Below are 12,263 nucleotides of genomic sequence, written 5' to 3'. Positions count from 1 at the left end.
TAGGAATTGAAGGAATATAATACCATTATAAAATCAATTCATACAAACACAGTATGAATAGTATAATTAAAGAAAACAACTGATTATCCAAGATTTCAGACAGGATTGTTTCTGAAGAGGGAGGGTCAGAGAAGCAGAATGTTTAGAGAATGAAGGAGGACATTATTATGGCAAAGATTAAAGAGAGTGCAGTAGAACTGATCGGAGGAACCCCAATCTTAAAGGCAAGCAAATACAGTGAAGCAGCAGGAGTTACAGATGCAACGATCCTGACAAAGTTAGAGTATCTGAATCTGACAGGATCTGTTAAGGATCGTATCAGTCTTGCAATGATCGAGGATGCAGAAAAGAAGGGTATCTTAAAGCCGGGTGCAACAATTATCGAGCCAACATCCGGTAATACAGGAATTGGTCTTGCCGCTGTTGCTACAGCAAAGGGATATCATGCAGTGCTTACTCTTCCGGATACCATGAGCATCGAGCGTCGTACATTATTAAAAGCATATGGAGCAGAGCTTGTTCTGACAGAAGGTGCAAAGGGAATGAAGGGAGCTATCGCAAAGGCAGAGGAGCTTCAGGCAAACACACCGGGCTCTGTTATCCTTGGTCAGTTTGACAATCCGGCTAACCCGGCAGCACATAAGGCAACAACCGGTCCTGAGATCTGGGATCAGACCGATGGCAAAGTAGATATTTTCATAGCAGGTGTTGGTACAGGCGGAACAATCACAGGTATCGGCGAGTACTTAAAGGAGCAGAATCCAAATGTCAAGATCGTAGCTGTTGAGCCGGAGACCAGCCCGGTTCTTTCCGGTGGAGCACCGGGAGCACATAAGATTCAGGGTATTGGCGCAGGCTTCGTGCCAAAGGTACTGAACACAGATGTATATGATGAGATTCTCCCGATCGCGAACGATGATGCATTTGTCGAGGGCAAGAAGTTTGCCCAGAGCGAGGGTATTCTCGTTGGTATTTCTTCCGGAGCAGCATTAAAGGCAGCAACTATTCTTGCAGCCCGTCCGGAGAACAAGGGCAAGGTGATTGTAGCACTTCTCCCTGATTCAGGAGACAGATATCTTTCTACACAGCTCTTTGCCGACTAATGGATCAATCAATAAAATTTCATGGATAAACAAACAGGGAGCAGCCTGTAAACGTGGGCTGCTCTCGATTTGTTTTGATCGTTTCATCGGTCAGATAATTAATTTCCCGACAGGTAAAAATATATGAATTGGCGGATCTGCAGAGAGATATTAGAAAAGGTCAATTGGCAGAAACGTCAATCATCTATCCCTGAAAAGATTTTGTGACGATGCGTCCCTCCAGCTGGCTGATGCCGATATCCCTGTCCCAGAGCTTGTCATCCTGGTGACTGATCAGATTCTGGGCGATACACCGATGCTTATCCTCGTCGGGAAGTGCTTCAAAACGCTTGCGCTCATCCTCCGTCAGATCATCGAGAAACTCAAGACCTTCGGCAAGCTGACGTTTGTTCATATGGTTTAGACCGGTCGTACCGTTTTTATCGTGGCTCATACTATTGCTCCTTCCGAAATGAAGTCTTAGTAAATAATTTTCGGGGTACTGTAAATAGTATGGATTGTTTTCAAAAAATCATGCAATCATGTTATTGACACAAATCGGGTTAATATTCGCCACACGCACCTTCTCAATGCCCATGCGGAATCCGTTCCAGAGCACCCTTTTCGCGTTTCAGATCCGCATATAAAAGATCGATAAACACGATCATCAGAGGAATCAGTGCGGCAAAGATCGCTTTGCCAAGGAAAAGATTACAAAGAATCGTGGATATCACACCGCCGACCACGAACACAAGCAGCATACAAAGATGCTGGGACATGCGGGGCAGATAGGCAGTATCCCGGTGACGGATAGCTTTCGTCAGTGCGATCGCAACCTGACGCCAGTGATTGGTACAAAAGGTCGTTGCCATCGGAACACTCCTTGCCTGCCGGAAGGTGTTATACTGCATCGAGCAGATGAAGTTGATCGCAACCTGTGAGATCTGAACCGGTGCACTCTCCGGCAGAAGCCCGAGAAAGACGACAACGATCATTTCAATCATGATAAACAGCGTATCCCAGCGAATAAACTGCAGCTTTTTGATGCTGCCGGGCAGCGCCTCGGAGATCACGGCACCAAGGAAATAGGCACTCATTGGGATCAGAAAGTAGAGGGCGTGTTTCCACTGGGCGTTGCCGAGTGCCATTGCAAATAAAACGAAATTGGCGGTCTGTGCATTACAGAAAATGCCCCCGCGGATAGAGTAGGTGAATGCACCAAAGAAGCCGGCGACTCCCATCAATACGAAAAAGATGTGCCTCCGTTCACAGGTGAGATATTCTTCTTCAAACATGTTATCGGATTCGTTCATGATAAATCATTCCTTTAAGTAATTATAAGATGTTGGGTTCGAACGTTATTTTGTTCTAACGGCTGGCGCAGATTGCGCTTTAAAGCTTTGCTGCTTTTGAATGCGTAACTATATGATATAGCACTATCTACTATTATAATCGTTGAAGAAAGCAGTGACAAGCATAAATTCCAATACGGTAAAAAGCTGCCGTGAAAGCATATCTTAAAAGTAAAAAGCTTCGGACATTCTCAGAGATGAAAGACCGAAGCTTTTTAGTATCTTTTGGTAAATTTTTGATGATATAATAACTCCAAAATCCAGCTGCTTTGCAGCTGTCGCGCACTGCGCTTTAAGATTTTGTCGTTCACAAATTCTGCGCAAGCCAACAAGCTCCCTTGCGTTGCAAATTTGTGATACAATGACTGTATAGAGGAAAAGAATTAACGGATCTTTCTCTGATTACAGACGTTTCGTTTTAATTTTTACAATATTAGACTTTTTGCCGTACCAGCGGTTGCCAAAGGCATCGGTAACATATGGTCTTACCTGAATATAATAGGTGGTCTTGTAATAACCATAATAATCAATATCCAGTTTTTTGACAGCATTAAATTCCGCAGAAGATGCATCGGACATATTTTTTTTGCGGGAAATCTTAACCAGATACTTTTCTGCATTTTTGGCGCGTTTTCCTAATTTAATGTATTTGATAATGTGTTTTCTGGAAGCTTTGCTTTTTGTATCTTTGTTTTGCCGGAAATATTATAGTTTTTGCGGCTCAGACGGAAGGTATAGTCTTTATTAGAAGCTCCCCAGCTATCCGTGATCTTTAGATAATAGGTTCCCTTTTTGAGAAGCGAGGTGACATCCTGTGTGGTTTCTGTCTGAAGAAGAGATGTTTCGTTGCCGCTTGCATCCACGAGTGTCAGATTCCATTTTCCGGTATTTGATATGTCAACCGGTCCGAAATGGATCGTCACTTTGCCGGCGGCAGGATTGGTAAAGCTATAATAATCCACATCATCTGCGGAGGAGTTGATGACGCCACAGTAATCGGTGTTATAAGCAATGCTGTCGGCATTGGCAGCACTGTCATTTGGCTCGCTTTCGAAGGTGACTGATGGTGTAAATGATGCTGTTAAGGTGTAAAGCTGACGGTCATCGCCATAGTTTGCCGTAAGCTTGATATAAAGTATAGTTCCAGGGGCAAAGCCGTATTTGATCGTATTGATCGAAGAACCATTGTATTTGCCGTATACTTTGCCGGATGCGTCCTGAATGGTCATTGTCCATCCGCCTTTCTCGGCAATGTCCGGATGAACCAGTGAAAAGGTAACATAGCCGGCGGCAGCCGGAGTTTCCAGCTTGAACCAGTCGCTGCCTTCGTTTTCTACCATACCATTCATCGGACTGTCACAGGCTAACGGTGTGGCAGTCTCCTGATTATCATTTTCTTCCCGTTCCCAGTTGGGATCGGCAGTCTGGGTGACGACAAGCTCATAGGCTTGTTTGCTGGAACCATAGCTGTCGCTTAGATCAATATAATAGGTTTTGCCTTTGACACAGGGCCATTTATGTGAGGTGATAGAATCTCCATACATGGTTTCGTAGACATAGCTTCTGTCCTTGTTTCGCAGAACCATACACCAGCGACCGGTTTGTGTAATATCTTTGTGTTTGATATTGATTGTAAAGTAGCCGTCCTCCGTGGACTGGAAGGTGTAATATTTGATATTGTCCCCGGTAATGTCAGTGACAGGGGTGTTTACCGGAAGGGTTTCTGCAGTTGTGAATTCCTGGGCCTGTACATCTTTTGGTACAGATGGCTGGCAAAGAAATGCCTCTGTGATCATGAAAGTGATAGCAGTGAACACGGATAACCATGTTTTTCTGGAAAATAAATGTCTCTTTTTCATAATTTCCTCCATTTCGCCATTCAGGCAGTTATTTTCTTTGTTTTCTACATTATACCAGTCGGATCAGACGTGTTTTAAACGAACTGACCGATGATGAAACGGGGGGGGAAGAAAAGGGGGATACTTTCATTTTGACAGAGAACGGGAAAGATATTATCATAGACATAACAGATTATACAGGAATGGAGAAAGTGATGAAAATACGAAAGCATTACAGGAATAAATTTTGGATATGGGCGCTTACTGTAGCGCTGGTGATCGGAAGTCTGGGTGGTGCCGGAGGTGCGGGAAGAGTAAACGGCATTCCAACGGCAAAGGCAGCAGTTACGATGCTGCAGAGCAGTGACGGACAATGGAAATACCGCAAATTGACGGAAGATAAGCTGGTACTGACAAAGTATCTGGGAGAAAAGGTCGAGAATACAGTGAACATTCCGCAGACAGTGGACGGAATGACGGTAATGGCACTGGATACTTATGGAGAGGATGATTTCTGGCAGTCTTCTGCAGGACTGCAGAGTGTTGTGATTCCGGACAGCGTGACAAGAATTGGAGAAGCGGTGTTTCAAAACTGCAGGGATCTTCAGCGGGTGACGCTGGGGAATGCAGTAAAACGTCTGGGCACTTCGGCGTTTTCGGGATGCATCAGTCTGGACAGCATTGATCTTAAAAATGCCGAATACATTGGGGCAAATGCATTTGCAATGTGTTCCTCATTGACGGAAATAGATATGAACGGCAGTGTAAAGAGCGTCGGTGCGTATGCATTTGTTAATTGCAATAACCTTGTTAAGGTAACTGATTCTGCAAATGTAGTACATTATGGAGAGGGCGTCTTTTTTGGAACAGGGATAAAGAATATGAAACTTTGTGCCTCGATTACAAAGCTTCCCGATATGATGTTTCAGGATTGTGCATCTCTGGAATCAGTCGAGCTTGTCAGTTCGGATTTGCAAGAGGTTGGGGAATTTGCATTTATGGACTGTACATCGCTGACAACGGTGACAGGACTTGATCGTGTGACGAAGAAAATAGGCAAATATGCATTCTGTGGCTGTACCGGATTAGGGACACTTGCAGACGCGCAGGATGGACTTGTGGGAACATTGATATCAGAGAAGATTGGGGAATTTGCATTTTATGAGACAGCCATTACAGAGCTTACTCTACAGTCTGCGGGAGTGATGACAATTGATCCGTATGCATTTCAGAAAAGTGCACTGACGAAGGTTCATTTTCTTTCGCCGGTGAATATCGGGGATGAGGCATTTGCAGACTGTACCAATCTGGTGACGCTGGAAGCTTTGGAGGAATGTTATCAGAAAAGCGGCAGTCATTCTTTTCGGAATACGCCATGGGTGACACAGAAATATGAGAATGGTCTGGCGATACTGGATCATGCGATTGTTGATACGCAGGATGACTATTCCTTTGGAAATCTGACAATCCCGGAGAGTGTAAACAGGATCACGGACTGTGCGTTTCAGGATAATACAACACTGACGTCCGTTGTGATGCCGGACGGCGTAACACAGATCGGAGATGAAGCGTTTGAGGGCTGCGATTTATTGGTACAGGTGGAATTTGCGGATACGGATACAGAGATTGGTAAAAGGGCATTTGATGGAACGAAATGGCTTGCTGATCTGACCGATAAATGGGACAGTGGGTTATTGATCATTAATGATACGGTTCTGGTAGATTGCAGTACGGATATGGCAGGAGAGGTAGTGATTCCTCAGAAGGTGAGAAGAATAGAGGAAAATGCTTTTGCACACTGCAGGAATATTACCTCCATTTCCTTCGCAGAGGGAAGTCTGCTTCATAATGTGGATGAGCAGGCATTTTATAACTGTACTTCTCTGGAGTCCATCGCATTTCCGGATCGTGAGATCTGTGTGGAAATTCCAGATGAGGATTCAGAAAATAAAAGTGTATTTTATGGCTGCAGTGCATTGCAGCAACTGACAATCCCGGAAGAGATGGAGCCAAGTCGGTCGCTGACGGCGGACATGCTTGGTAATCTTTTTGAAAAATGTGATTCGCTCAAGACGCTGACAATTCATTCGAATGCGTTTATGCCGGAGGGAAAGGGAAAGAAATCGACGGTCTGCGGTGTGGAAAATATTATTTTGGGGGAGAAGATTACAGGCGTGCCGGACTATGCATTTTCGGAGTGCTCTTCCCTGAAAACACTGCAGTATTCGGAAAATCTGACACAGATAGGAGACTATGCTTTTGACAGTAACTGTGAATGGGTGACAAACAGCAGCGAAAGTCAGGGCTGCATCAGTGTCAGTGATACGCTGGCGGCAGTGAATGAGGACAAGCTGCCGGAGCAGATCCGGGAGGAGAACATATGGAATCTGTATCTGTATGGTGTGACACGGATTTCCTCCGGTGCATTTGGCTCAGAGGAGGCAGAGTGCATTATACGGATCAGCGTGGATGTAATCTATATCGGACCGGGGGCGTTTAAGCCGGGAACACTGATCGTGGCAGAGCCGGGCAGCTATGCAGCAAAATGGGCAGAAGAAAATGGATATGACTGGGTGACACCAAAGGATATGGGAAGCAGTTATTTTCCGTTTTACTGGGGACCGGATCGGATGCAGACGCCATCACCGGAGCCAACTGCATCGGCAGCAGTGCCGACGAGTGTACCGCAGACAAGCACACCGGTACAGGAGACGGCATTACCACAGGGGACAACGGTTGCCGGAATAAAGACAGTGGCAGTCAGCGGTGTTAAAGTTTCCGACTGCAAAGTTATGGGAAAGAAAGCATATATTTCCGCACTTCGGATTACCTGGAAGAAAGCGGAAGAGGGGGAGTATCTGATTTATCGTTCTACGCAGAAAAGGACAGGTTATGTTCTGATAAAAAGCACATCTGCTACTAATTATGTGGACCGTCAGGTCAAAAAGGGAAATGTTTATTTTTATAAGGTTAAGGCGGGAAATGATTCGCTGGAACAGCCGAATCCGCTGTCTGCTCCGGTCAGAGCCGTTGTTGCCCGCAAGCTGATGAAGCCGGAGATGGCATTGACGGAAAAGGGTACAAATTATGTGATTTCTCTTAAGAAGGCAGAGGGAACCAGATATGAATTTCAACTGAAGTTGAAAGGCTTTCATGGTGGAAAATGGTTTAGTCGTAAACGATACCAGGGGAATATTCGTAAAAAGATTATAATGAAAAGAAATTCAGGTGGTACCGCACAGTTTCGGATGCGGATACGGACGAGTATGAAGGTAAAAGGAAAGTGGCAGAAGAGTTCATGGTCCAAAACAGTTTCGTATTCCTCCGGAAAGAAAAATGCCTGAACAAAAACAGGTCAGATGGAGGCAGCATGAACGGACAGAAGCGTTGTTATAATTGTATGAGGATTCTTGAAGAAGAGAAACATCAGGAGATTTGTCCTTGGTGTGGATTTGAGGAGAAGAAATATATTGCGGGCGGACAATGTCTGCCGCCGGGAACGACTCTGTTAAACGGAAGATATCTGATTGGCAGAAAGCTTAGTCAGGGCGGATTTGGAATTACCTACATAGGATGGGATAATGCCCTTGAGCACAAGGTAGCAGTCAAAGAATATTATCCGTCGGAGTTTGTAGAGCGGGACACGACCAAGTCTTACAGCGTATCGGTTCGAAAGCAGAGTGATCTGGTAAGCAGGGAGCGGGATAATTTTGTAAAAGAAGCCAGAATTCTGTATTCTCTTTCTTCCTGCCCGGGAATTGTACATATCGAAAATATCATTGAAAATGAGAATGATACATCCTATCTGATCATGGAACTGCTGGAGGGTGTGACGTTGAAGCAGTACAGAGATGAACATCGGAATCAACAGCTTGATCCCAAGGAGGCACTGGAGCTAATGAAGCCGGTGATACGGTCTATGCAGGAAGTCCATAAAATGGGACTGTTGCATAGAGATATCAGCCCGGATAATATTATGCTATGCAATGATCTTGAGGTGAAGCTTCTGGACTTTGGAGCGGCGAGAAGTCAGGATAGTACGCAGTTTACCACGATTATGAAGACGGAATTTTCGCCGCCGGAGCAAAGATACCGCAAGCCGGGGGAGGGGGAACGCAGCAAGGCGCTTAAGCAGCAGGGACCATGGACAGATGTGTATGCGGTATGTGCAACTCTCTATTACCTGATCGCCGGAAAAGCAGCACAGTCGTCACAGGGAAGAGTGTGCAGTTTGTTAGAGACCGGGGAGGATTCGCTGACGCCGTTGTCTGTATGGAATGAAGATGTGACACCGGAGCTGGAGAGGGCAGTCAGCCATGGGATGGTATTGAAGATTCAGAAAAGGACGGCATCCATGGAGGAATTATACCGCGATTTATATGAGTGTCCACAAAATGGGACAACTGAAGAAGCTGTAGAAGAAAAGGCACATCGATGGAAATGGATGGCAGGGATATTTTTGGCAGGACTTTGTATGGTTGGTATCGTTCTGGCTGGAATATATATGAGATCATCGAAAACATCAGTCGCGGGAAAGTTGGAGGATATCCGGAAGGAGAAGCCGGTAGAAACGATCAAATCTAAGTCCAAAACATACCGGATGATCCGAGTGGAGGGGATGAAACGAAAGGAAGCGGCTGGTGCACTGCAGCAGCTCGCAGACTCCTCTCTAGAAATTATCTGGAAAAGAAAATACAGCTCAACTGTAAAGAAGGGAGAAATTCTGTCTCAGAGCATTGCGCCGGGGACGGAGTGGGAGGCTGGATCTCTCGGGAAGCTGACAATTTACGTCAGCCGGGGAAGAAAATATTGTCGTGTTCCGGTCGTCCGGGGCGAGGCGGAGCAGGAGGCACGCCGATTGCTTAAAAAGGCAAAGCTTCGGATCTGTGTCATGAAGGAGTATCATGAAACCGTACCGGAGGGGCTTGTAGTGGAGCAGTCGGTGAAGGCTGGACGCCGTGTCAAAAAGAACACAAAGATTACGGTGATCGTGAGTAAGGGCAGTAATCCAGCGGCAGGACAGTCAGAGTTGAATAATAGTACAAAGACGATCAGAGGATCCCGAAACGGACAAAATAAAGTGGTGCCACCGATGTAGAGGTGCATGTGGCAAAAGAAACAGTGAGCGGAGTGTGGATAGAGATAAAGGATGGAAGATGTCATGACAGAGATTTCGAAAATATTAATGGAGGAATTAAATCGCTGTAGCAGGGATGAAGAGCTTCTGGATTTTTTGCATTATTATGAATCAAAGCAGAGAAACTGGAAGGAATTTATGCAGGAGCAGTTGTTTGATCTGGAGCTTTCTTATGAAAAGTTTGGAAAACGCTGTGGCTTCAGCAAAAACACAATCCGGAGCTGGTGTGTGGACGGTGTGCTTCCGCGAAGCAGAGAGCATTTTATTAAACTTGGCTTCGGACTGGATATGAATGAAGAGCAGTTGAATCGGCTTCTGCAGGATTATGGTGGCTATGCGTCATTGTACGCAAAGGATGTCTATGATGCAATCTGTATTTATGTGATCCGGCAGAGAAAGGAGCATCCCGGGGATGAGGCGTATTCGTATCCGGCATTAGTGCATTACCGGGAAAGGTATGAAGCGATGTGTCAGGGGCATAGCTTTGATCAGGAGTATCGTGACAGGGTGACTACCGGAGTGATGCATGAGAAGCTTCTCTTGATTGCGGATGAGTGGGAATTTGATGCATTTATGACAGAGCATATGGATATTTTCCGGGGAACACATTCAAAGCTCATTGACTATATGGAAAATTACATTAAAATGCGTGGAGGTGCACGGTATGAGGGAGAGGAAGCGCAGAGTCTTCATCAGTTAGCCAGAAGATTTGAGAAGCCACAGGGCTTTGAGGTGGCGTACTCAAAGTTAAAGCGTCATGGAATTTTACCGGAACGGAATATGCTGATTGATTTTGGAATAGGAATGACAATGACACTGGCAGAGATCAATCAGCTTCTGGAGTTGGCACAGATGCGTCCTCTGGACGTCAGAAATCGTTACGAATGCATTATGATCTATTTGTTTCACAATCATGAGAATGCAAATCCAATGCTGTCTCTGGACAATGCATACAGCATGAAGGAGGTCACGCAGAATCCGGAAATACTTAAGCGCTGTGAGGAGATTATTACATATTTCTATCAAATGGAGGAAGAGGGGATACTCGAGGAGGAGGGCGATGACGACAAGAGTCTTCGAACCTTATACGAGGATTACCGGGAAAGATACGGGAAATTTTAGACGGCAGAAAATACCGGTCTTGCAGGATGCTCAAAGCGTTGAGGATAAAACATTTTTTGTGAATGAACAGGAAAGAAAAAGGGTTCTGTGTGAATGAAGCTTCATTCACACAGAACCCTTTGGTTTATCAGGCTTTATTATTACAGAGTAGCAAGTGTCTGATAATCATCCTCAGATCATCGTACAGCTTCTTGTAAAGCTGATGGAACTTGTCGTACTCCTTGGTAGCAGCTGCGTCCGGATGACATTCCTTCTCAGGATCCGTATGGATCATCTTGCGGCATGCTGCCTCAACGCTGTCATAGATACCTGCACCGACACCGGCAAGGATTGCAACACCAAGTGCAGGTCCTTCGGTAGCGGTTACGGTCTTAACGTCACAGCCGAACATATCTGCCATCATCTGACGCTGTACGCCGTTCTTGGCGCCACCGCCACATGCCATCATCTCGGTAACGTTGATACCCATCTCGCGGATGATATCGTTACAGTCGGTCAGAGAGTAGCTGATACCCTCCATAACGGCACGAGCCATGTCAGCAGTTGTGTGCATGCTGGAAAGACCGAAGAATACACCACGGCAGTTTGCATCCAGATGCGGAGTACGCTCGCCATTCAGATATGGGAGATAGATCAGACGGTTCGCACCGATCGGTGTCTTTAATACGTCTGCATTGATCAGATCAAATGCACCACAGCCCTGCTCCTTTGCCTTGCGTGCATACTCTGTTCCGATGTTGTCCTGGAACCATGCCAGAGAATATCCGGCTGCCTGGGTAACACCCATAACATGCCATGCACCCGGAACTGCGCAACAGAAGGTATGTACACGTCCCTTTGGATCGATGGAGATATCGCTGGAATGTGCAAATACAACGCCGCTGGTACCGATCGTGGTAAATGCCTTGCCATCCTCAACAACGCCTGTTCCAACTGCTGCAGCGGCATTATCGCCGGCACCGCCGACTACAACTGTAGAAGTAGAAAGACCTGTCTTTGCTGCGATCTCCGGAAGGATGGTACCTGTTACCTCAGGAGACTCATATACCTTTGCCAAAAGGTTCTTGTCAATGTCGAGCTTTTCGAGAACCTCATCAGACCACTGACGCTTTGGTACGTCAAGAAGCTGCATACCGGAAGCATCGGAAACCTCTGTTGCGAACTCGCCGGTCAGAATGTAGCGGACATAATCCTTTGGAAGGAGGATGTGCTTACATTTTGCATAATTCTCAGGCTCATGATTGCGAACCCAGAGAATCTTGGATGCGGTGAAGCCGGTCAGAGCAGGGTTTGCTGTGATCTCGATCAGACGCTTTGCACCAACCTTCTCGGTGATCTCCTCGCATTCCTTCTCGGTACGCTGATCGCACCAGATAATGGAAGGACGGATAACCTCACCGGCCTCGTCAAGCATAACAAGTCCGTGCATCTGTCCGGAAATACCAAGACCCTTGATGTCGTCAGCGGCTACGCCGGAATCTTTGACAACCTTTGCGATTGTCTCCAGTGCAGCGTCACGCCAGTCTTCCGGCTTCTGCTCTGCCCATCCGTTGTTTGGAGTGTAGAGTGGATAATCCTTGCCGGCAGAGGCGATCACGGTACCTTCCTCATCAAAGAGAACTGTCTTGGTAGAGGAAGTACCTAAATCAATACCAATTAAATAATTCATAGATAATATCCTTTCTTACTGTAAGTGATGAAAATGAACTTAGGAATAATGTCCCAATGGTTC

9 protein-coding genes are annotated in these 12,263 nt (G+C 46.0%); 4 read left to right on the top strand and 5 right to left on the bottom strand.

The genetic code is table 11. The annotated features are described in order from the left end of the window. Nucleotides 1-167 precede the first annotated feature (167 nt). Complete coding sequence (gene cysK, locus DXA20_RS08415) at nucleotides 168-1,103, top strand: cysteine synthase A (protein WP_022307227.1); 936 nt, start codon at nucleotides 168-170, stop codon at nucleotides 1,101-1,103. Nucleotides 1,104-1,287: 184 nt separating this feature from the next. On the opposite strand, the gene DXA20_RS08410 is transcribed toward cysK, so the two are convergent. The 4 genes from DXA20_RS08410 to DXA20_RS08400 all read right to left on the bottom strand — a co-directional run bounded on the left by DXA20_RS08410 (nucleotide 1,288) and on the right by DXA20_RS08400 (nucleotide 4,293). After that, nucleotides 1,288-1,536: a hypothetical protein gene (locus tag DXA20_RS08410; RefSeq protein ID WP_118560059.1), complete on the bottom strand. Its 249-nt coding sequence runs from the start codon at nucleotides 1,534-1,536 to the stop codon at nucleotides 1,288-1,290. Nucleotides 1,537-1,669: 133 nt separating this feature from the next. After that, on the bottom strand, nucleotides 1,670-2,395 hold the full coding sequence (locus DXA20_RS08405) for a YoaK family protein (RefSeq protein ID WP_243100582.1): 726 nt from the start codon (nucleotides 2,393-2,395) through the stop codon (nucleotides 1,670-1,672). Between the two features lie 441 nt (nucleotides 2,396-2,836). Then, on the bottom strand, nucleotides 2,837-3,013 hold the full coding sequence (locus tag DXA20_RS16155) for a hypothetical protein (RefSeq protein ID WP_158577174.1): 177 nt from the start codon (nucleotides 3,011-3,013) through the stop codon (nucleotides 2,837-2,839). A gap of 56 nt (nucleotides 3,014-3,069) precedes the next feature. Next, entirely contained in the window at nucleotides 3,070-4,293 is a 1,224-nt protein-coding gene (locus tag DXA20_RS08400) for a T9SS type A sorting domain-containing protein (protein ID WP_158577173.1), read from the bottom strand. A 194-nt stretch (nucleotides 4,294-4,487) separates the two neighbouring features. On the opposite strand from DXA20_RS08400, the gene DXA20_RS08395 reads away from it, so the two are divergent. The 3 genes from DXA20_RS08395 (at nucleotide 4,488) to DXA20_RS16755 (ending at nucleotide 10,531) form a co-directional block, all read left to right on the top strand. Then, nucleotides 4,488-7,616 (top strand): leucine-rich repeat domain-containing protein, encoded by a 3,129-nt coding sequence (locus DXA20_RS08395; protein WP_158577172.1) that lies wholly within the window; start codon nucleotides 4,488-4,490, stop codon nucleotides 7,614-7,616. 26 nt (nucleotides 7,617-7,642) lie between these two features. Then, nucleotides 7,643-9,370: a protein kinase domain-containing protein gene (locus tag DXA20_RS08390; RefSeq protein WP_158577171.1), complete on the top strand. Its 1,728-nt coding sequence runs from the start codon at nucleotides 7,643-7,645 to the stop codon at nucleotides 9,368-9,370. Nucleotides 9,371-9,433: 63 nt separating this feature from the next. Continuing rightward, complete coding sequence (locus DXA20_RS16755) at nucleotides 9,434-10,531, top strand: hypothetical protein (protein WP_243100581.1); 1,098 nt, start codon at nucleotides 9,434-9,436, stop codon at nucleotides 10,529-10,531. Between the two features lie 127 nt (nucleotides 10,532-10,658). On the opposite strand, the gene xylB is transcribed toward DXA20_RS16755, so the two are convergent. Beyond that, nucleotides 10,659-12,200 carry a xylulokinase gene (gene xylB, locus DXA20_RS08380; protein WP_118560051.1) on the bottom strand — a complete coding sequence of 514 codons (1,542 nt, stop codon included), beginning with the start codon at nucleotides 12,198-12,200 and terminating at the stop codon, nucleotides 10,659-10,661. Between the last annotated feature and the right edge of the window lie 63 nt (nucleotides 12,201-12,263).

The sequence above is a fragment of the Roseburia sp. AM59-24XD genome (genome assembly GCF_003478445.1).
Classification (GTDB): domain Bacteria; phylum Bacillota; class Clostridia; order Lachnospirales; family Lachnospiraceae; genus Jutongia.
This window is presented reverse-complemented; position numbering and strand designations above follow the sequence as displayed.

Excerpts from the sequence above, each read along its gene's own strand:
- DXA20_RS08395 (WP_158577172.1), top strand. The coding sequence starts at position 4,488 with ATGAAAATACGAAAGCATTACAGGAATAAATTTTGGATATGGGCGCTT.
- DXA20_RS16155 (WP_158577174.1), bottom strand. The coding sequence starts at position 3,013 with ATGTCCGATGCATCTTCTGCGGAATTTAATGCTGTCAAAAAACTGGAT.
- DXA20_RS08400 (WP_158577173.1), bottom strand. The coding sequence starts at position 4,293 with ATGAAAAAGAGACATTTATTTTCCAGAAAAACATGGTTATCCGTGTTC.
- DXA20_RS08405 (WP_243100582.1), bottom strand. The coding sequence starts at position 2,395 with ATGAACGAATCCGATAACATGTTTGAAGAAGAATATCTCACCTGTGAA.
- DXA20_RS16755 (WP_243100581.1), top strand. The coding sequence starts at position 9,434 with ATGACAGAGATTTCGAAAATATTAATGGAGGAATTAAATCGCTGTAGC.
- DXA20_RS08390 (WP_158577171.1), top strand. The coding sequence starts at position 7,643 with ATGAACGGACAGAAGCGTTGTTATAATTGTATGAGGATTCTTGAAGAA.
- cysK (WP_022307227.1), top strand. The coding sequence starts at position 168 with ATGGCAAAGATTAAAGAGAGTGCAGTAGAACTGATCGGAGGAACCCCA.
- xylB (WP_118560051.1), bottom strand. The coding sequence starts at position 12,200 with ATGAATTATTTAATTGGTATTGATTTAGGTACTTCCTCTACCAAGACA.
- DXA20_RS08410 (WP_118560059.1), bottom strand. The coding sequence starts at position 1,536 with ATGAGCCACGATAAAAACGGTACGACCGGTCTAAACCATATGAACAAA.